Source organism: Caballeronia sp. GAWG1-1 (genome assembly GCF_023631465.1).
Lineage (GTDB): Bacteria > Pseudomonadota > Gammaproteobacteria > Burkholderiales > Burkholderiaceae > Caballeronia.
This window is the reverse complement of record NZ_JALQDB010000020.1, coordinates 47,785-67,756: the sequence shown is the minus strand read 5'-3', so window position 1 is coordinate 67,756 and position 19,972 is coordinate 47,785. Positions and strand designations below refer to the sequence as shown.

General features: G+C 62.4%; 18 protein-coding genes. 13 read left to right on the top strand and 5 right to left on the bottom strand.

Annotation, left to right across the window (positions count from 1 at the left end):
• Positions 1 to 83: 83 nt before the first annotated feature.
• From rplQ to dsbD, 3 genes are all read left to right on the top strand, one after another.
• Positions 84 to 479, top strand: a complete 396-nt coding sequence (gene rplQ, locus NCT03_RS12785) for a 50S ribosomal protein L17 (RefSeq protein ID WP_016346459.1) — start codon at positions 84 to 86, stop codon at positions 477 to 479.
• 149 nt (positions 480 to 628) lie between these two features.
• Positions 629 to 961: a divalent-cation tolerance protein CutA gene (gene cutA, locus NCT03_RS12780; protein ID WP_250465876.1), complete on the top strand. Its 333-nt coding sequence runs from the start codon at positions 629 to 631 to the stop codon at positions 959 to 961.
• Positions 954 to 2,792, top strand: coding sequence for a protein-disulfide reductase DsbD (gene dsbD / locus NCT03_RS12775; protein ID WP_250492756.1), 1,839 nt, complete (start codon positions 954 to 956; stop codon positions 2,790 to 2,792). Before cutA ends, dsbD begins: the two co-directional genes overlap by 8 nt.
• Positions 2,793 to 2,828: 36 nt before the next feature.
• On the opposite strand, the gene hemB is transcribed toward dsbD, so the two are convergent.
• The gene (gene hemB, locus NCT03_RS12770) at positions 2,829 to 3,827 is read right to left on the bottom strand and encodes a porphobilinogen synthase (protein ID WP_250465872.1); all 999 of its coding nucleotides are present in this window, start codon (positions 3,825 to 3,827) and stop codon (positions 2,829 to 2,831) included.
• A 251-nt stretch (positions 3,828 to 4,078) separates the two neighbouring features.
• Entirely contained in the window at positions 4,079 to 4,732 is a 654-nt protein-coding gene (yihA, locus tag NCT03_RS12765; protein WP_250465869.1) for a ribosome biogenesis GTP-binding protein YihA/YsxC, read from the bottom strand.
• Positions 4,733 to 5,030: 298 nt separating this feature from the next.
• Between yihA and NCT03_RS12760 the strand changes: the two genes are divergently transcribed.
• From NCT03_RS12760 to msrQ, 5 genes are all read left to right on the top strand, one after another.
• Positions 5,031 to 5,690, top strand: coding sequence for a c-type cytochrome (locus tag NCT03_RS12760; protein ID WP_250465866.1), 660 nt, complete (start codon positions 5,031 to 5,033; stop codon positions 5,688 to 5,690).
• A gap of 202 nt (positions 5,691 to 5,892) precedes the next feature.
• Positions 5,893 to 8,130, top strand: coding sequence for a cytochrome c biogenesis protein ResB (locus tag NCT03_RS12755; protein WP_250492755.1), 2,238 nt, complete (start codon positions 5,893 to 5,895; stop codon positions 8,128 to 8,130).
• Between the two features lie 4 nt (positions 8,131 to 8,134).
• Positions 8,135 to 9,346, top strand: coding sequence for a c-type cytochrome biogenesis protein CcsB (gene ccsB / locus NCT03_RS12750; protein ID WP_244826418.1), 1,212 nt, complete (start codon positions 8,135 to 8,137; stop codon positions 9,344 to 9,346).
• A gap of 155 nt (positions 9,347 to 9,501) precedes the next feature.
• Positions 9,502 to 10,491: a protein-methionine-sulfoxide reductase catalytic subunit MsrP gene (msrP, locus tag NCT03_RS12745; RefSeq protein ID WP_250465860.1), complete on the top strand. Its 990-nt coding sequence runs from the start codon at positions 9,502 to 9,504 to the stop codon at positions 10,489 to 10,491.
• Positions 10,492 to 10,494: 3 nt separating this feature from the next.
• A complete protein-coding gene (gene msrQ, locus NCT03_RS12740; RefSeq protein ID WP_250465859.1) occupies positions 10,495 to 11,163 on the top strand; it encodes a protein-methionine-sulfoxide reductase heme-binding subunit MsrQ in 669 nt (222 codons plus the stop codon).
• A gap of 47 nt (positions 11,164 to 11,210) precedes the next feature.
• On the opposite strand, the gene lysA is transcribed toward msrQ, so the two are convergent.
• Positions 11,211 to 12,473, bottom strand: a complete 1,263-nt coding sequence (gene lysA, locus NCT03_RS12735; RefSeq protein ID WP_250465856.1) for a diaminopimelate decarboxylase — start codon at positions 12,471 to 12,473, stop codon at positions 11,211 to 11,213.
• A 44-nt stretch (positions 12,474 to 12,517) separates the two neighbouring features.
• Positions 12,518 to 12,805: an LPS translocon maturation chaperone LptM gene (gene lptM, locus NCT03_RS12730; RefSeq protein WP_244826414.1), complete on the bottom strand. Its 288-nt coding sequence runs from the start codon at positions 12,803 to 12,805 to the stop codon at positions 12,518 to 12,520.
• Between the two features lie 36 nt (positions 12,806 to 12,841).
• On the opposite strand from lptM, the gene cyaY reads away from it, so the two are divergent.
• A complete protein-coding gene (gene cyaY / locus NCT03_RS12725; RefSeq protein ID WP_244826413.1) occupies positions 12,842 to 13,162 on the top strand; it encodes an iron donor protein CyaY in 321 nt (106 codons plus the stop codon).
• Positions 13,163 to 13,182: 20 nt separating this feature from the next.
• Here the strand turns inward: cyaY and NCT03_RS12720 are convergent, their stop codons facing one another.
• Complete coding sequence (locus tag NCT03_RS12720; protein WP_250465854.1) at positions 13,183 to 15,588, bottom strand: penicillin-binding protein 1A; 2,406 nt, start codon at positions 15,586 to 15,588, stop codon at positions 13,183 to 13,185.
• A 277-nt stretch (positions 15,589 to 15,865) separates the two neighbouring features.
• Between NCT03_RS12720 and pilM the strand changes: the two genes are divergently transcribed.
• The 4 genes from pilM to NCT03_RS12700 are packed head-to-tail and all read left to right on the top strand — an operon-like array spanning position 15,866 to position 19,888.
• On the top strand, positions 15,866 to 16,849 hold the full coding sequence (pilM, locus tag NCT03_RS12715) for a pilus assembly protein PilM (protein ID WP_250465852.1): 984 nt from the start codon (positions 15,866 to 15,868) through the stop codon (positions 16,847 to 16,849).
• Positions 16,846 to 17,517 (top strand): PilN domain-containing protein, encoded by a 672-nt coding sequence (locus tag NCT03_RS12710; RefSeq protein ID WP_250465850.1) that lies wholly within the window; start codon positions 16,846 to 16,848, stop codon positions 17,515 to 17,517. The genes pilM and NCT03_RS12710 overlap by 4 nt, the downstream gene beginning before the upstream one ends.
• Positions 17,514 to 18,356, top strand: a complete 843-nt coding sequence (gene pilO, locus NCT03_RS12705) for a type 4a pilus biogenesis protein PilO (protein WP_250492754.1) — start codon at positions 17,514 to 17,516, stop codon at positions 18,354 to 18,356. Before NCT03_RS12710 ends, pilO begins: the two co-directional genes overlap by 4 nt.
• Complete coding sequence (locus NCT03_RS12700) at positions 18,353 to 19,888, top strand: type IV pilus secretin PilQ (RefSeq protein ID WP_250465847.1); 1,536 nt, start codon at positions 18,353 to 18,355, stop codon at positions 19,886 to 19,888. The genes pilO and NCT03_RS12700 overlap by 4 nt, the downstream gene beginning before the upstream one ends.
• Positions 19,889 to 19,972: the final 84 nt, after the last annotated feature.

The window sequence follows — 19,972 nt, the reverse complement described above, 5'->3', positions numbered from 1 at the left end:
GTCTTGCTTTTTCTTCGACCGGCCCGTGCGCCACTTTAGAGCGCAATAGAAGAGCTGGATCAAAACTCGTTTAAGGAACTGAAATGCGCCATAAGCATGGTTTGCGGAAACTGAACCGCACGAGCAGCCACCGTCTGGCAATGCTCCGTAATATGTCGAACTCGCTGATCGAGCACGAAGTCATCAAGACGACGCTGCCGAAAGCCAAGGAACTGCGCAAGGTCGTCGAGCCCCTCATCACGCTCGGCAAGAAGCCGTCGCTGGCAAATCGTCGTCTGGCTTTCAATCGCCTGCGCGATCGTGACTCCGTCGCAAAGCTGTTCGACGTCCTCGGCCCGCGTTACGCAAGCCGTCCGGGTGGCTACCTCAGCATCCTGAAGTTTGGTTTCCGTGTTGGCGACAACGCACCGATGGCGCTGGTTCAACTGATGGACCGCCCGGAAGTCGAAGAAACCGAAGAAGTTCAGGAAGCTGAATAAATTCGGTTGGTGGTGAACGAAAAGGTCAAGCGTAGCTTGGCCTTTTTGCATTGTGGGCTTCGGAGTCGTTGCGGTCGTCGAAGTGAGCGGAGTGCTACGATAAGGCCCGATCCACAAGTCTCACGCACCGCGCCGCACCGGAGCCCGAAGTGAATTTCCCTGTCGTCCTTATGCTGACCACCGTTCCGGATGCACACGCTGCCGACAAGTTGGCGCAAGCGGTGCTCGAGGCGCGCCTGGCTGCGTGCGTGACGAGGCTCGGCGAAGTGCAATCGCAATATCACTGGAAGGGCGCACTGGAAACATCGCGGGAAGTGCAGTTGCTCTTCAAGACGAGCCTTGCGTGCAGCGCCGAATTGCAGCGCTTCGTCGCGGCGGCGCATCCTTATGAAACGCCCGAAATTCTTGTCTGGCAGGCCGATGCATCGCCGGGATATGGACAATGGGTCAATGCAGAAACGCAGCGTCCTCTTCATGTTTGATCTTCCTCGTCTCGTTTTGCGTTGGCTGATGATGGCCGCGACGCTCGCCTTTCTGCCTTTGGCGATAAACGCCGCGCACGCCGCAGACGACTTCCTCGATCCCGCCGTCGCCTTCAAGTTCAGTGCGTCCGAACAGCCGGGCGAAGTGGACGTGCGTTATAAGATCGCCGACGGCTACTACATGTATCGCGAGCGCTTTGCCTTCGCGGTCAAAAGCGGCGAGGCAATTATCGGCGCGGCGCAACTGCCCGCCGGCAAGGTTCATTTCGACCAGACATTTAACAAGGACGTCGAAACCTATCGCGGCGAACTACTCATCCGCATCCCGGTGACTCAGGCAAAGGGGCCGTTCGAGCTATCGGTTACGTCGCAAGGTTGCGCGGATCAGGGCATCTGCTATCCGCCGATGGAGCGCGTTTATCGCGTCAAGGGCGACGCGTTGCAAGCTGCGAGTGCCAGTTCTGCGACGTCTCCAGCGACAAACACTGCGTCGTCCCAATCCTGGTTCGAACGCGCGACGAGCGCCGACTACGCGCAATCGATGCTCGAAGGCGGCGGCTTCTTCGCTGTGGTCGGCTTGTACTTTCTGGCGGGCATGGTGTTGAGCTTGTTGCCTTGCTCGTATCCGATGATCCCGATTCTTTCCGCGATCATCGTCGGCGAAGGCGCGCGCGTTACGCGCACGCGTGGTTTTGCGCTGTCGGTGTCGTACGTCGTCGGCATGGCGCTTGTCTATACCGCGCTTGGGATTGCCGCGGCGCTCGTCGGTCAAAGCCTCGGCGCGTGGCTGCAAAACCCGTGGGTGCTGGGCGCGTTCGGCATCCTGCTCGCGGTTTTCGCGATCGCGCTGATCTCGGGAGTCGATATCGCGTTGCCGGAGCGCTGGCAAAGCGGCGTCAACGAGGCGTCTCAGAAACGCGGCGGCGGTAAGTTCGCGGCGGTCGCCGTGATGGGCGCCTTGTCGGCGCTCGTCGTCGGCGCGTGCATGACCGCGCCGCTTTTCGCCGTGCTCGCGTTTGTCGCGCACACGGGCGACGCCGTGCTCGGCGGGGCCGCGCTGTTCGCCATGGGTATCGGGCTTGGCGTGCCGTTGCTGATCATCGGTCTCGGCGCGGGGTCGGTGCTGCCGCGAGCGGGCGCCTGGATGGACGGCGTGAAGGTGTTTTTCGGCGTCGCGTTGCTTGCGGCCGCTTTGTGGATCGTGTGGCCGGTCATCGGTGGCGTCGCGCAAATGTTGCTGGCCGCGCTTTGGCTGCTGGTCGCGGCGGCATCGCTCGGCCTATTTGCGTCGGGCGCGATCGCGCCGGTCAACGTCTGGAAGCGGCTGGGGCGCGGCCTGGGCGCCGCGTTTGCCATCTGGGCGGCGGCGTTGCTGGTCGGTCTTGCCGCGGGATCGACGGATGCGTTGCGCCCGCTAGCCGTACTAGCCGCGCGCGGCGGCAGCAATGCAGGCGCGACGGCACGAGCATCGGGGCCGATCTTCGCGCCGGTCAAGTCATCGACGGAACTGGATTCGGCAGTGAAATCGGCGGCACGTCCTGCCATGCTCGACTTTTACGCCGACTGGTGCGTGTCCTGCAAGGAAATGGAGAACCTGACTTTCTCCGACGCCCGCGTTCAGGCGCGTCTCGCGCAACTCAATCTGTTGCGTGCGGACGTGACCGCGAACAACACCGATGATCAGACCTTGCTCAAGCGCTTCAAGCTGTTCGGCCCGCCCGGCATCATCTTCTTCGATGCGCAAGGCAACGAGGTCGCGCGCGTGGTTGGCTATGAATCGGCGGATACGTTTTTGAAAAGCCTCGATAAAGTCAGTCCGGCGAACGGATGACGAAGGGCGATGCATTGCGCACCGCCCTGAAACGACTTACTTCGACGCCCGCAAAATCTTCGCGGCATCCAGCGCGAAATAGGTCAAGACGCCATCCGCGCCCGCGCGTTTGAACGCGAGCAGCGCTTCCATCATCGTCTTGTCGTGATCGAGCCAGCCGTTTTGCGCGGCGGCCTTGATCATCGCGTACTCGCCGCTCACCTGATAGGCGTACGTCGGAAAGCGGAACTCGTCCTTCACGCGCCGCACGATGTCGAGATACGGCATGCCGGGCTTGACCATCACCATGTCCGCGCCTTCCTCGATGTCCATGCGCACTTCGCGCATCGCTTCATCAGAGTTCGCCGGGTCCATTTGATACGTCATCTTGTTGCCCTTGCCGAGATTCGCGGCGGAGCCGACGGCATCGCGGAACGGGCCGTAGAACGCCGATGCGAATTTCGCCGCGTAAGCCATGATGCGCGTGTGGATGTGGTCGTCGCTTTCCAGCATCTCGCGGATGGCGCCGATGCGCCCGTCCATCATGTCCGACGGCGCCACGATATCCACGCCTGCTTCTGCCTGGGTGCGCGCCTGATCGACGAGAATCTCGCTCGTTTCGTCGTTCTTCACGTAGCCTTCTTCATCGAGCACGCCGTCCTGGCCGTGACTCGTGTACGGATCGAGCGCGACATCGGTGAGCACGCCGAGCGTCGGGAAGTTCTTCTTCAGTTCGCGCACGGCACGCGGAATCAGACCTTCGGGATTGATCGCCTCGCGTCCATCCGGTGTTTTCAGCGACGGTTCGATTGCCGGAAAGAGCGAGATCACGGGCACGCCCAGTTCGACGCACTGCTCGGCCACGCTCATCAACAAGTCGACGGACGTGCGCTCGACGCCGGGCATCGACGGCACGGCATGCCGCACGTTGGTGCCTTCGACGATGAACACGGGATAAATCAGATCGTTCGTGGTGAGGATGTTCTCGCGCATCAGACGGCGTGAGAAGTCATCGCGGCGCATGCGGCGCGGGCGATGATGGGGATAGAAACTCATGACTTGGCTCGGTTTGAAGTGCTTCGGGGACGAGGATGAAAACGCGCTTCGAATATGCTCGAAGCCTTGCCGGGCAAGCGCTCGGAGCGGTCCGGAAACGTTTTGAGACAATGGTATATCATACCGATCGAGTAAGGCGCTTCGCGCTGAACTCCCCGCTTCTCCTCCCTGAGCGGGTGCCTGTCGTTATCGATCAGGCTGTTAACCCGCCGTCATGCGGCGGGTTTTTTTCATGCCGCACGCGATAATTTTCACTCCGCGAAGTCTTCCGAAGCCGCTTGCTTAGGCGCGAGCCAGCCTTCAATAAGCTCATGCGCTTCTTCCAGTCCCGTGCGCTTGAGCGCTGAAAAAAGCTGCACGCTCAATTCACCGCGATAGCCCGCATCCTTGTACTCGCCGAATGCTTTTTTCGTCGCGCGCAGGGCGTTGGTCATCTCCTGTCGCGTCAATTTGTCGCATTTGGTGAGCAGCGCGTGAATGGGCTTACCGGTGGGCGCGAACCAGTCGATCATGATCTGGTCGAGCTCGGTGAGCGGACGACGCGAGTCCATCATCAGGATCATGCCGCGCAATTGAGCGCGGCTTTGCAGATACGTCGAAAGCAATTGCTGCCAGTGCGCCTTCGCGGCGCCGGGTACTTCGGCATAGCCGTAACCCGGAAGGTCGACCAGAAAGCCGGTCGGTTCGTCTTCAGGCCCGACGGAGAAGTAGTTGATGTGCTGCGTGCGTCCGGGCGTCTTGCTGGCGAACGCGAGCCGCTTCTGATTACAGAGCACATTGATCGCAGTGGACTTGCCTGCGTTAGAACGGCCGCCGAAAGCGATTTCAGGTTGCGGCGTCGGCGGCAGATCACGAAGGTGATTGACAGTGGTGAAGAAGCGAGCTTGATGGAGCAGAAATGGCATTTGGCGGGTCGACTGAGAGAGCTGCGAAAACATGAAGCCTTGAGAACCCGGCAAATACTGGGCATGCCCCGACTGGCGTCTTTGCGTGTAGCGGGTTATTGTACAATACGACGGTTTTTTAAAGATCCGCACGGGCACGGAAGACCCGGGTTGCAAGCGCACCCACAATGGAGCGAGACAGTTTTAAGGGCGTCTTTTGAGCCCTTTCGTTCGGGTCATGTTGTGGCCGTTCCCGGTTTGCCGCCGTCGTTTTTTGCAGAACCTCACATTCTCACAAGACGAAAAACAGGGTACGCGAATGAACCGACTGTACAGGTCTCTGATGTTGATTCAGGCAGCGGCGGCTTTCGGTGGATTGATAACAGCATCAGCAAACGCGGCGGAGCCCGCGCAACCGGCAAAGCCGGATGTGGCCCGAGGTCAGGCCATTGCAACCCAGGTGTGCGCGGCGTGTCATGCGGCGGATGGCAACAGCGCTGGCGCGGCGTTTCCCAAGCTCGCGGGCCAGCACGCCGAATACATCGTCAAGCAGTTGAAGGATTACAAGACGCAGCCGGGAGCCAAGGCGCCGGCGCGTAACAATCCGATCATGGCGGGCATTGCGGGCGCGTTGTCGGATCAGGACATGATCAACGTCGCCGCATACTTTACGTCGCAGAAGGCCAAGCCCAACTTTGCGCGCGACAAGAACGACGTTGTGCTCGGGCAGAAGATTTATCGCGGCGGCATCGCGGACAAGGGTGTGCCGGCGTGCGCGGCGTGCCACGGCGCTACAGGCATGGGTATCCCGGTGCAATATCCGCGGCTGTCGTGGCAGTGGGGCGATTACACGGTGGCGCAGTTGAATGCATTCGCGCAAGGCACGCGTAACAATAGCGAGCCCATGCATGCCATCTCCTCCCGTTTGAGCGAAACGGAGATGAAAGCGGTGGCGGATTACATCGCCGGTTTGCATTGATCCGGGCAGGGCATGTGTTCTTCGGCATCGAACCCGGTAATCGTCGATACTGAGTTGCCCCAAGCGTTGCCCGTAAGTTGCCACTGAGCAAACATTAAGCAGCCGGTCCAACGAGGCCGGCGCGAAAACAAGAAAAGGGTGGGACGTCGGTCGACGAGACCGCTCGCGTCGCCACCCTTTTTTGCTGTCAGTCGGAGTTTGAATGAGCGTCACCACATCGGGATTGCAGTCGAAGTCGAGCCGTCGCGCGGTCAGGCATTTTGTCGAACTCGTGAGTTCGATGCGCTTCGCCATCGCCTTGCTGGTCGTACTGGCCATAGCAAGCATCATCGGCACGGTGCTTACGCAAGACGACCCGTACCCCAACTACGTCAATCAGTTCGGCCCGTTCTGGGCGGACATCTTCCGCGGCATCAGCATCTACACCGTGTACAGCGCGTGGTGGTTCATGCTGATCCTGATCTTTCTCGTGATTTCGGTCTCGCTATGCGTCATTCGCAACGGCCCGAAAATGATCGCGGACCTCAAGAGCTGGAAGGATCGCGTTCACGAAGGCGGCTTGCGCGCGTTTCATCACAAGGGTGAATTCGTGGTCAGCGCGGATCGCGCGCAGACGGCCGCCACGCTCGAACGTCTTTCCGCGAAGATGGGTTATCGCTTTGTCACGCGTCAGATTGACGCAGGCTCGACGCTCATCGCGGGCAAGCGCGGGGCGCTCACGAAGATCGGCTACATCTCGGCGCATCTGGCTATCGTGATCATTTGCGTCGGCGGGCTGCTCGACAGCAATCTGCCCATCAAGCTGCAGATGTGGCTCTTCAACAAGACGCCCATTCAGACCAACGCGGTCATCAACGACATTCCGGCGGAGCATCGCCTGTCCGTGTCGAATCCGACGTTTCGCGGTTACGCGTGGGTCCCGGAAGGTCAATACGTCGGCACGGCAATCTTGAATCAGCAGGACGGCTCGATCATTCAGGACTTGCCGTTCTCGATTCAACTCGACAAATTCATCGTCGATTACTACTCGACCGGCATGCCGAAGCTGTTCGCGAGCGACATCGTGGTGATCGACCACAAGACCGGCAAGCGCATTCCGGCACGCGTCGAAGTGAACAAGCCGTTCACGTACGACGGCGTGTCGATCTATCAGTCGAGTTTTCAGGACGGCGGCTCGAAGATGCAGATGACCGCCTGGCCCATGAGCGGCGGCAGCGCGAAAACCACGCCCTTCAACGGTACGATCGGCGGCACTGCGCCCGTGAATCAGCAGATTGCCGGTGCGCAAGGCCAAACGGTCGAATTCACCGATTTCCGCGCAATCAACGTCGAAAACATGACGGACGGCAACGGTGCGCCGGACGCACGCGGCGTCGGCAAGAAGGAAACCTTGCGCGATGCGTTCGACGAGCGCCTCGGCTCCGGCGCAAAGACGTCGAAGCCGACGGATCTGCGCAATATCGGCCCATCGGTGCAGTACAAGGTGCGCGGCACGGACGGTCAGGCGCGCGAGTACAGCAACTACATGTTGCCAGTCGATGTCAGCGGTCAGCGGATGTTCCTCGCCGGCATGCGCCTGAGCCCAAGCGATCCGTTCCGCTACTTGCGCATTCCTGCCGACGAGCAAGGCACGGTGAAGGAATGGATGAATCTGCGCGCCGCGCTTGCCACGCCCGCGACGCGCATCGAGGCTGCGCATCGGTTCGCGCAGCGTTCCGTGCCGCAGGATAACGGCGATTTGCAGAAGCACCTGGACGAAAGCGCGATCCGCGTGCTAAATCTTTTCGCCGGCGCGGATGAATCGGGCAACGGGTCCACGAATCCGCAAATGAGCGGCGGATTTCAAAGTATCGCGGCGTTCATCGATCGTTCGGTGCCGAAGGGCGAGCAAGAAAAGGCCGCCGGTTTGCTCATGCGCATGCTGGAAGGCGCAATGTGGGACGTCTGGCAGATTTCCCGCGAACAAAACGGCGAGCCGGCCGCAAAAGTGGACGAGAAAAACAGCGCCTTCGTTCAGTCGTCCATCAACGCGCTTTCCGACAGCTTTCTGTACGGATCGCCGGTATTTTTGCAGCTCGACACCTTCAAACAGGTGCAAGCATCGGTATTCCAGCTAACGCGCGCACCGGGCAAAAAAGTGGTGTATCTTGGCAGCCTCCTGCTCGTGCTCGGCATTTTCTCGATGTTTTACGTGCGTGAACGCCGGCTCTGGTTCTGGCTCAAAGATTCAGGGCAAGGCGGTGCGAGCGTTTTGATGGCAATGTCCACGGCGCGCCGCACGCTCGATTTCGAGAAGGAATTCGAGCGTACGCGCGCGACGGTCGCGGCGGCGCTCGGGACCACGCCAATCGATCCGGCGGCGCAGCATCCGTCGAAAGCATCGGCGACGCAAACACACGAGCCATCCGCGGCCTCCGGCTCGGAAGTATCAACACGGTAAGATCATGGACCTTTCTCAGACCTCCTCCCACGCGCAGCCCAAGACGGAACGTCCGGCATCATCGTCGTCGGGCCTGCCCGATGTCGCCGTTTTCGACGATCGTCCGTTCCTCAAACGCCTGGGCGCAATCGACTGGCTGTTCGCCATCGCGATGGTCGCGGGCGCGGGCTTCGCGCTCAACCGCTATCACGCGTTCATGGACGTGTACGACATGGCGGTGCTGGTCGCCGCGGTGCCGACCTTCGTCGTGCTCGGCTGGCGCTGGAAACCGGCGCGGCTGCTCATTGCGACGATCGCGGTCATGTCGCTGTTCTCGATTCAGCTCTATCAGCACGACCTCGCGCGCGCCGAAACCAACTTCTTCCTCAAATACTTCCTGTCGAGCCAATCCGCGATTCTGTGGATGAGCGCGCTCTTCATCCTGGCGACGCTCTTTTACTGGATCGGCCTCGTGTCGCGCTCGCAGACGGGCGGAGCAATCGGCTCGCGCATGACGTGGGTCGCGGTGCTCATGGGCTTCACGGGCCTGATGGTGCGCTGGTACGAGTCGTACATGATCGGCGCGGATGTCGGACACATCCCCATCTCGAACCTGTACGAAGTGTTCGTACTGTTTTGCCTCATCACGTCACTGTTCTATCTCTACTACGAACAGCATTACGCGACGCGTCAGATGGGCGCGTTCGTGCTGCTCGTGATCAGCGCGGCGGTCGGCTTCCTGATGTGGTATTCGATTGCCCGCGACGCGCAGCAGATTCAGCCGCTCGTGCCCGCGCTGCAGAGCTGGTGGATGAAGATTCACGTACCTGCGAACTTCATCGGCTACGGCAGTTTCGCGCTTTCCGCAATGGTTTCCGTCGCGTATCTGGCGAAGCAGCGCGGCTTTTTGGCCGACCGTCTGCCGTCGCTGGAAGTACTCGACGACGTGATGTACAAGTCCATTGCGGTCGGTTTCGCGTTCTTCACCATCGCGACCATTCTCGGCGCGCTGTGGGCCGCCGAAGCGTGGGGCGGTTACTGGAGCTGGGACCCGAAGGAAACGTGGGCACTGATCGTCTGGCTGAACTACGCGGCGTGGCTGCACATGCGGTTGATGAAGGGCCTGCGCGGCGCGGCGGCGGCGTGGTGGGCGCTGACGGGATTGATCGTCACGACCTTCGCGTTTCTGGGCGTCAACATGTTCCTTTCGGGACTGCACAGTTACGGCAAGCTCTGATCTCGCAGCATCGAAAGAAGAGAAACCGCCATGCGTCGCGCTGGCGGTTTTTTTTTGTCTTGTGATGGAATAGCGGCATCCGGTTTGCTGTTTGCACGTATATGAATGGATGGGCGGCGTATCCAATGCCGCGCAAGCAAAGGGAGTATGGCTCCATGTGGATCAGACGTAATCGCGCGCTTTATGGTGACGATATCGCCGCGCACGAAATCACGCCGCGCGATGTGTTCGAGAATCGGCGGCGTGCGCTGCGTTCGATCGGCGTGCTGGCGGCGACCGGCTTGACTGGCGTGAGCGGCATCGCGAATGCAGCGTTTACATCGCCGGATGCGAAGGGCCAGAAACTCGCGGCGAAGGCGAATCCGAAGTTCATCGCGCTCGACAAGGCGACGTCGCTCAAGGACATCACGAGCTACAACAACTTCTACGAGTTCGGCACCGACAAGGGCGATCCCGCCGAACACGCGGGCACGTTGCGGCCGAGGCCGTGGAAAGTGTCGGTCGAAGGCGCGATCAAGAACCCGAAAACCTACGACATCGACGAGCTTCTGAAGCTCGCGCCTCTCGAAGAACGTTTGTATCGCCTGCGATGCGTCGAAGGCTGGTCGATGGTCATTCCGTGGATCGGCGTCTCGCTGTCCGAGCTCATCAAGCGCGCGGAGCCCACGGGCAGCGCGAAGTACGTGCAGTTCATCACGCTTGCCGATCCTTCGCAGATGCCGGGTCTTTCGACGCCGATCCTCGAATGGCCGTATTCCGAAGGCCTGCGCATGGACGAAGCGATGAATCCGCTCACCTTGCTCACCGTCGGCTTGTATGGCGAAGTGCTGCCGAATCAGAACGGCGCGCCGGTGCGTATCGTCGTGCCGTGGAAATACGGCTTCAAGAGCGCGAAGTCGCTGGTCAAGATTCGCTTCGTTGAAAAGCAGCCGCCGACGAGCTGGAATCTATACGCGCCGACGGAATACGGCTTCTATTCCAACGTGAATCCTGGCGTGGATCATCCGCGCTGGAGTCAGGCGACGGAGCGGCGTATTGGCGAGGACGGTTTCTTTGCGCCCAAGCGCAAGACGCTCATGTTCAACGGATATGGCGATCAGGTTGCGTCGCTCTATCAGGGCATGGACCTCAAGAAAAACTTCTGAACGATGCCCACTGCATCCGAACTCAAGGGATCGCAAACGCGCGCGAACGTGCGGTCCGGGCCGCGCTGGATCGCGCCCGCAAAAGTGATCGTGTTCATCGCGGCGCTCTATCCGCTGGCGCGCATTGTGTTGCTCGGCATCATGGGCGGACTGGGCGCGAATCCGATCGAGTTCATCACGCGTTCGACCGGCCTTTGGACACTCGTCTATCTCTGCATCACGCTCGCCATCACGCCGGTGCGCCGGCTCACGGGCGTGACGGCGCTCGTGCGCTTTCGCCGCATGATCGGCCTTTACGCGTTCTTCTTCGCCGTGCTGCACTTCACGACATACATTTGGTTCGATAAGTGGTTCGATGTCGCCGCGATGTTGAAGGACATCGGCAAGCGGCCGTTCATCACCGTGGGCTTCGCCGCGTTCGTGTTGCTGATACCGCTCGCGGTGACATCGCCGAAAGCGATGGTCCGCAGGCTCGGCCGCCGCTGGCAGATGCTGCATCGGATCATCTATCTCGTCGCTATTCTGGCCATCCTGCATTTCTGGTGGATGAAGGCCGGCAAGCACGATTTCGCCTTGCCGAAGATTTACGGCGCAATCGTGATCGTGTTGCTGGGCTGGCGGCTGATCGCGTGGCTCAAAGGACGAATCGAGCGACGCCGGTTGAGCGCATAAAAAAAGCGATGCCACGGCATCGCTTTTTTGGCTCACGGCACGAAGATTCAGTCCGGCAAAATGGATTCGCCCGCGAACAACTGCTTCACTTCTTCGCGTTCGCGCACCACGCGCGCGCGTTCGCCATCGACCATGATTTCAGCGGCGCGCGCACGCGTGTTGTAGTTCGAGCTCATGACGAAGCCATACGCTCCCGCCGAAAGAATGGCGAGCAAGTCGCCTTGCTCGACGGCCAGTTCACGATCGCGTCCGAGCCAGTCGCCGCTTTCGCAAACCGGGCCGACGACATCGTATAAACGCGCGCTTGCCTTGCGTTCCATGACCGGCACGATGCGATGAAACGCCTCGTACATGGCGGGACGCGCGAGGTCGTTCATCGCGGCATCGACGATAGCGAAGTTCTTCTCTTCACCCGGCTTCAGATACTCGACGCGCGTTAGCAGCACGCCCGCATTGCCGACGAGCGAGCGTCCCGGCTCGAAATACACTTCGCGCTGACCGTGGCCGCGCTCTGCGAAATGCGCGAGCAACGTGCGCACGAAGTCGCCGATATCCGGCGGCGTTTCGTCGTCGTATGTAATGCCGAGACCGCCGCCGACGTCCACGTGACGAATGCTCATGCCGTCGGACTCGATCTGTTCGACGAGGTCGAGCAGCTTGTCGACGGCATCGAGATACGGGCTCACTTCGGTGATCTGCGAACCGATATGACAGTCGATACCCACGACATCGAGATTCGCCATGTCACGCGCTTCACGATACGTCGCGCGCGCGTCGCCGAAGGCCACGCCGAACTTGTTCGACTTCAAACCGGTGGAGATGTACGGATGCGTTTTGGCGTCGACATCGGGATTCACGCGCAGCGACACGGGCGCCTTCTTGCCAAGCGACTTCGCGACTTCGTTGAGCGCGTGCAACTCGGGAATGGACTCGACGTTGAAGCACTTCACGCCCGCTTCGAGCGCCTCGCGCATCTCGGCCGCGCTCTTGCCGACACCCGAGAAAACCGTGTTGGAAGCCTTGCCGCCCGCAGCCAGCACACGCGCCAGTTCGCCCGACGACACGATGTCGAAGCCCGCGCCCAGGCGCGCGAACACGTTGAGCACCGCGAGATTGCTGTTCGCTTTGACCGCGACGTGCACCGTTGCCTTTCGGCCCGCGCAGGCATCGGCGTAAGCGCGATAGGCGCGCGTCAGTGCATCGCGCGAATAGACGTAAAGCGGCGTGCCGAACTGTTCCGCGAGCGACGCGGCGGGGACGCCTTCGACGTGCAACGCGCCGTCGACGTAGTGGAATGCGGAATCGTTCATGCGTGGATTCGGATGTACGCGGCTTGGTGCGCGTGAGGCTTAGGTCAGTACCCGGCGGGCGCCGGTTTCAGAGTGGTGTCCGGCGAAAGCGACAGCGGCGCGCCGGAGGTATCGGGAATGTCGCCAGTCTCGCTCGCAGCCGATGCAGCGCTTGCCTTGTCGACGGAAGCGGAAGGCGGCGTATCCTGAAGGTCGCTAGGACGCTGCGGCAGTGGCGGGACAGTGGGAAGATAGAGCGGACCACGTTGTCCACAACCGCCGAGTGCGAGTGTTGCCGCGGCGCTCATGCTCAAAGCCGCTACAATCGCGCTCATCCTGAAAACGACTCGCATGACCGTCCCTGTACCATTGAATCGATGGAGTTTAGCATGACAGACCAGGAATACCTGAGCTTGGCAGAGGCCGCGCTGACGGCCATCGAACGTGCTGTGGATCGGGCTGAAGCCGATATCGAATTCGAGCGTAGCGGCAATGTGCTCACGCTGGAATTCGAGAACCGCACGAAGGTGATCGTCAATCTTCAGCCGCCGAAACACGAGATCTGGCTAGCCGCGAAGGCGGGCGGTTTTCACTACAAATACGTGGATGGCGCCTGGCGCGACACACGCGACAACAGCGAGTTTTTCGCCACGCTCACGAAGTATTCGACCGAACAGGCGGGCGAGCCCGTTCGCTTTTCAGCGAAGTAAGGCGCGCCCGGCAAGGAACGTCACTGTCCCTTGAACAGATTCATGATGTCCTGCTTTTCCTGCTCGCCGACTTCGGGCGCCGGAGCCGTGACGCCCGACACGCCCGCGGCCGACGACGCCTGACTCACGCCGATTGTCGCGATGAAGCCGTGGCCCGGCGTCATGTCGTCGAAGTACAGTTCGCCACCGAGCGAGGTCACGTCGGGCGGCGTCATCGGCTTGTACTCGGGCAAGCCCTTCAGCGCGCGCGTCATGTAATCCATCCACACGGGCAGTGCGAGACCGCCGCCCGTTTCCTTGTCGCCGAGCGTGCGCGGATTGTCATAGCCGATCCACGCAATCGCCACGAGCGAACGCTGATAGCCCGCGAACCAGGCATCGCGCGAATCGTTCGTCGTGCCGGTCTTGCCTGCGAGGTCGGTGCGCTTCAACTGATTCGTCTTGGCCGCCGTCCCGTGCTGCGCGACGCTTTGCAAAAGGCTATTCATCACGAACGCGTTGCGCGGCGTGATGGCAAGCGGCGCGCTTTGCTGCGCGACGAGCGGTTGCGGATGCGACACGACCGCGCCGTATGGGTCGGTGATATCGGCGATCAGATACGGATTCACGCGATACCCGCCATTGGCGAACACCGCGTAGCCCGTCGCCATCTGCAGCGGCGTGACGAGACCCGCGCCGAGCGCCATCGGCAGATACGCGGGGTGCCGGTCCGCGTCGAAGCCGAAGCGCGTGATGTACTGCTGCGCGTACTTCGTGCCGATGGTGTTCAAAATGCGGATGGACACCATGTTCTTCGATCTCTGCAGCGCGGAGCGCATGGTCATGGGTCCGTCGAAGCCGCCGCCGTAGTTCTTCGGCTCCCACGCCTGACCACCGGTTTCGGCGGCGGTGAAGAAGAGCGGACCATCGTTGATGATGGTCGCGGGCGACAAGCCTTTTTCCAGCGACGCCGAATAGATGAACGGCTTGAAGCTCGATCCCGGCTGACGCCACGCTTGCGTCACGTGATTGAACTTGTTCTTGTTGAAGTCGAAACCGCCCACGAGCGCGCGGATGGCGCCGTCCTGCGGCACGAGCGAGATCAGCGCGCCTTCCACTTGCGGCAACTGCGTGATGATCCACTCGCCGTCGTCGTTCTTCATGAGCCGCACGATCGCGCCAGGACGAATGCGGGCATTGGGCTGTGCGCGCGTGGAGAGCGCATTGGAGACGAAGCGCAGATCGGCGCCGTTGATGGTCGCCACGTTGCCGTCGATGAAGCTCGCCTTCACTTCCTTCGTGCTCGCCGACGTGACCACCGCCGCGACGATCTCGCCGTTGTCCGGATGCTCGGCAAGCGCGTCGTCGATAGCCTGCTCGCGGTCGTCCGCATTCGCGGGCAGATCGATGAAACCCTCGGGCCCGCGATATCCATGCCGGCGTTCGTAGTCCATCAGCCCCTTGCGTACCGCGCGGTAGGCGGCGTCCTGATCGGCGGAATCGATCGTGGTCACGACATTCAGACCGCGCGTGTACGCCTCTTCCTTGTACTGCGCGTACATCATCTGCCGCACCATTTCCGCGACGTATTCGGCATGCACGCTGAACTCGCGGCCTTGTCCCTTCACGACGAGCGGCTGATTCTTCGCCTGGTCGTATTCGTCCTGCGTGATGAAGTTGAGTTCGCGCATGCGCTGAAGGATGTACTCCTGCCTCACCTTCGCGCGCTTCGGATTCACGACCGGGTTATAGGCCGACGGCGCCTTCGGCAGACCGGCGAGCATGGCGGCTTCCGCGAGCGAGATGTCCTTCAGATCCTTGCCGAAGTACACCCGGGCGGCGCTCGCAAAACCATACGCGCGCTGTCCGAGATAGATCTGATTCATATAGACCTCGAGAATCTGATCTTTCGTCAGGGCGCGCTCGATCTTGTAAGCGAGCAGCATCTCGTAGATCTTGCGCGTGTAGGTCTTCTCGCTCGACAGGAAGAAGTTGCGCGCGACCTGCATGGTGATCGTGCTTGCGCCCTGTGACGCGTGACCGTTCGACAGCGCCACCGTGCCCGCGCGCAGGATGCCGGTGAGATCGACGCCGCCGTGGTCGTAGAAACGCGAGTCCTCGATGGCGAGCACCGCTTTCTTGAGATGGTCCGGCACGTCGCGAATGCGCACGACGCTGCGCCGCTCTTCGCCAAATTCGCCGATCAGCACGTGATCCGCCGTATAGATGCGCAGCGGCACCTTCGGCTTGTAGTCAGTGAGCGCATCGAGCGAAGGCAGGTTCGGCATCGCGACGACGAGCGCATACCCGAGCACGAGCGCCGCGCAAACGATTAGCGCGAAAAAGCTGATGACAAGCGCGGAAAGCAGCCGCAAATACCACGGTCGCCTGGTCGTCTGACCTTCGGGCGGTTTGGATGGCGGGTTGGTCGGGGAAGAGGATTGCATGGCACCACCAAAAAACAGTCTCGGGATTATAGCCGTCCGGGTTTCGAGCCTTTCTTAAGACTTGCGACGAATCGCGGGCGTGCTTCGGTCCCGTTTCTCCTGCTTCGGAACTTCGTCCCTTCAAGATACGCGGGATCGTGCGGATAAGCACCTCTGAAACGCGCCAAACACACGCGTTAGCCATTTGGCTGAATGTTCGAAAGACGCGCGGCTCACCACAATTCTTCTCGTGCAAGCGCTCGAAAGGTTCGGCGCGCAAGAGACGATGGAGTGAGTCATGAACAAGGCCTTATTGACAGTTACGCGCCGCTTTGCAGCGGGTATCGATGTGAGCGAAAGCGCGGTGCGGATAGTGGTGCTCAGCAAGCGCGTGCGTTCGCCCTCGGCGGTGTGCGTCGAGCATATCGATTGGGTGGCGCTCGAACCGGGCGCGGTGATCGACGGCGAGTTCGTCGATCGCGCCGCCGTGATCGCGGCGCTCTGCGATACCGTCGAGCGCTTGCCGCAGAACGGCGTGTCGCGCGCGCTGCGTTGCGCAATGGGCTTGCCGTCGTCCGCGACGCTCACCACGCGCGTGCCGCTCACCGCGTTGCTGGAGACGCGCGATGCGCCCGCGCTCGTGGCGGACGGCGATCCGCGCGGCGTGCTCGAACCCGCCGTGCTCGCGGAGGCCGAGCGCATCTCGGGCATCGAACGCGGCGCGCTCGCGGTCGACTGGTCAGTCGAAACACTGGAGGACGGCCGCGCGCAAGTCGCGATTGCCGCCACTGCGCGCCGGCATGTCGAGGCGCGCGTCGAAACGGCGGCTGCGGCGGGAATCGCGCTGTCCGCCATCGACGGCGAACCGGCGGCCGCCATGCGCGCAATGCGTCATTCCGGCAAGGTGGAGCTCGGTCCGGATGCGCGCTTCATGTTTTGCTGGCTCGAAAAGACGGGGCTGCACGGCTGGGTCGCCGGCGCTCACGGCGTCGAGTCCGAAGTGCGGTATCCGGCGCCCGAGCATTCATGTCTCGCCGACGCGCTCCGCGATCTCGCCGGCACCGATGCGCCGCTCGACTGCGTGTACGTCGGCGGCGAAGCGGACCTGATGGCGCAGGCCGCGCTGCCACTTCCCGCGCTGGCGAAGATGTTCGGCTGCCCGGCGCTGCCGTTCGAGTGCGCGCCGTATTGCAATGGCGTGGCGGGCATCGATGCGTCGCTCAAACATTCGCCGCTCTTCGCGGTGGCGTTCGGTCTGGCGTTGCGCGAGGTGCTGCAATGAGCGGCGCGAGCGTGGTCGAAGGCTTCAACCTGCTTCCTTACCGCTTGCGCAAGCGCCGCGAGATGCGCCGTCAGCGGCTCGCGATTCTCGCGGCGGCGAGTCTTGCCGGATGCGCGGCGGTCGGCGCGGTCGCGGGCTGGGATGCCTTGCAGCGCGCGCGTCTGGATGAACGGCGTCTCGCGCTGGAAGCGTCGCTACGGACATCGGGCGCGCAGCTCGAAGAGCACGCACGGCTCACGCGTGCCGAAGCCGATCGGCGGCGCGCGCGCCAAAACGCGCAACCGCTTGCCGCGCCGCGCGACCGTTTTCTCGCGCTTCTCGACGCGCTGGCTGACGCGCCCCGGCAACCCGGCGTCGAGCTGCAACGCGTCTCGCAACGGACCGACGAAGTCGAACTCGCGGCGCTCGCGCCCGATTCGCAAGCGGCGGCGAACTGGCTCAAGCGTCTGGAGGACGTGCGCGACGTGCAGTCGGTGGAAGTGATCGAGATGAAGCGGCGGCCAACCACGCCGGCGCCGGCGAGGCGCGATGCCGTATCGAACGTCGAACGCTACGAATTCACGGCGCTGGTGCGCTACGCACGCAAAACCGCGGCGGCAGCAAAGACCGCGCAACCCGCGCTCGCCGTCCGCCGCACGACCAACACCGCTCACGGGAGCAGTCAATGAACACGATGTCCTTTAACGATGCCGGCCGTCTGCGCTCAGTCGCGGCCTTCCATGAATGGCCGCTTCGATGGACGCTCTGCGGCGCGATGCTTCTCGCGGCGATCATCTGCGTCATCGGCGTGCAGGGCTGGCGCGCGGCCGGTCTGATCGATCTCGATGCAAGCCACGCGGCGCTCTCCGCCGCGCAGGAGAAAGCAGGCCAACTGCGCGGTATCGAGGCGCAATTGCCCGATCTGCGCAAACGCGTGGCGGCGGGCGGTCTGAACCCCGAACACTGGACTGCCGCCGATGCGCTGCACGCCGTAGCCAGTCTCGCCGCGCAAAGCGGGTTGCACGTAACGGAGATCGAGCCGCTTCAGACGAAACTCGCCGAGGCCCAGGCACCGCGCGCGCTCCGGTTTCGCGCGGAAGGCGCCTTTGCCGAGATGAAGCGGTTCATCGAGGCGCTCGCGGGTTTGCCGCGTCTCGTCATACCGGAAGGCGTGCAAATCCGGCGGCAGTCGGGTGTACTTTCCATCGATACGACCTTGCGCATCCACGACGATCTTCCGGCCGTGCCGCTGCCCGAACCGGCGCGCACGAACGCCTTCGTCATCGATCCGTTCGGCAAGGAAAGCGCCGGTGGCTTCTCGCGCAGCGCGGACTTGTTGCTCGTCGGGACGCTTCTCGGACGTCATCGCGCGATGGCGCTGATGCAGAGCAGCGAGGGCGTTGGCGACTTCCGGCCCGGCGAGAAGATCGGAGACGAATGGCTCGGACGCGTGCGGCCGCGCGCGGTCGAGCTCGCGAGTGACGACGGCGCTTCGCGCACGCTGAGTTTCGTGGAGGACCGCAAGTGATCGCGCCGCCAACTTTTCGTCTCAAGAGGCTCGTTCTGGCGCTGGCGCTCCTTTTCGCGTCGCACGCGGTCTGGGCCGAAGCCGACCAAAGCGAACCCATTGCGCCTTTGCCGCCGTTGCCCGCGGGCTACGAGACCTTGCCGACCGACCAGTTCGCCATCGATACGAGCGCGCCGCCCGCGCTCTTGTCGCCGCCCGTCGCGCAGAGTGCGGAGCCCGTGGCTGCCGCGAAGTCATCGACGGATACGAGCGAGTCGCTCGAAGGCCCGCCCGTGCCGATGCCGCAGCCAGAACGTCTGAGCACGCAATCGACCGGCAGCGCCGACGACGGCAAGCCGATCACGCTCGATCTCAAGAACGCCGACCTGGGTGCCGCGCTGCATGCGTTTGCCCGCTTCAGCGGGCTCAATATCATCGCGAGCGACAAGGTGCGCGGCCAGGTGTCGATCAATCTCGTCGCCGTGCCGTGGCGCCGCGCGTTCGACACGCTGCTCGACGTGAACGGCCTCGCCATGGAGCAGCACGGCAACGTGATCTGGGTCGCGCCGCTCGCGGAACTCGCCGCACGCGAGAAGCTGCGCTACGAGACGCACGCGCGCGCCGCCGATCTCGAACCGCTCGCAAGCCGCACGTTCGTGCTGCGCTATCCGCGCGCGGAAGACGTCCGCAAGCTGCTGACAGGCTCCGGGAGCCAGCGCGTGCTGTCCAAACGCGGCTCCGCCATGGCCGACACGCGCACCAATCTGCTCTTCGTGACGGACCTCGACGCGCGCGTGAAGCAAATCGCCGAACTCGTCGCGCAGATCGACAAACCCACGCCGCAGGTCGTGATAGAAGCGAAGATCCTGGAAGGCGAGGCGGGCATTTCGCGCACGCTTGGCGTCAAGCTGGGCGTCGCGGGCGTGAACGACCCGGCGCGCGGTCTCTCGGGCGGCAAGGACGGCGTCGTGTACGATTTATCGGCGCGGCCGATCAACGGTTTCGACGCCGCCACGGCCGGACTCACGCTGTTCGCGGCTCAGGCCACACGGCTTCTGAACATCGAACTGAGCGCGCTCGAAGCCGAGGGACGCGGTCAGATAGTCTCCCGGCCGCGTGTGGTGACGGCTGACCGCGCGAAGGCGCTGGTCGAGCAGGGCACGGAGCTGCCGTATCAGGCGAAAGTGGGCAACGGCGTTTCCGGCGTGCAGTTTCGGCGCGCGGCGCTCAAACTGGAGGTCGAGCCGCAGATTACCCCGCACGGGCACGTCATTCTTGATCTCGATGTCGCGAAAGACAGCGTCGGCGAGCAGACCGACGCGGGTCCGGCCATCAACACCAAGCACGTCCAGACGCGCGTGGAGGTCGAGGACGGCGGCACGGTGGCGATCGGCGGCATCTACTCGGAAGACGAGCGCAACGACGTCACGGGCGTGCCCGGACTGTCGAAGCTGCCGTGGCTCGGCTGGCTGTTTCGCCATGACGCGCGCCGCAGCTCGCGCAACGAGCTGGTGATCCTGATTACGCCGCACGTCATTGCTTCGAGTGGATGAAGGCGGAAAGAAGCGGAAAGCGGGGCCGCGAGCGGGCGGCCCGACTCGACAAAGCGGGCTATTTGCCCTTAAGCTGCCGCACGA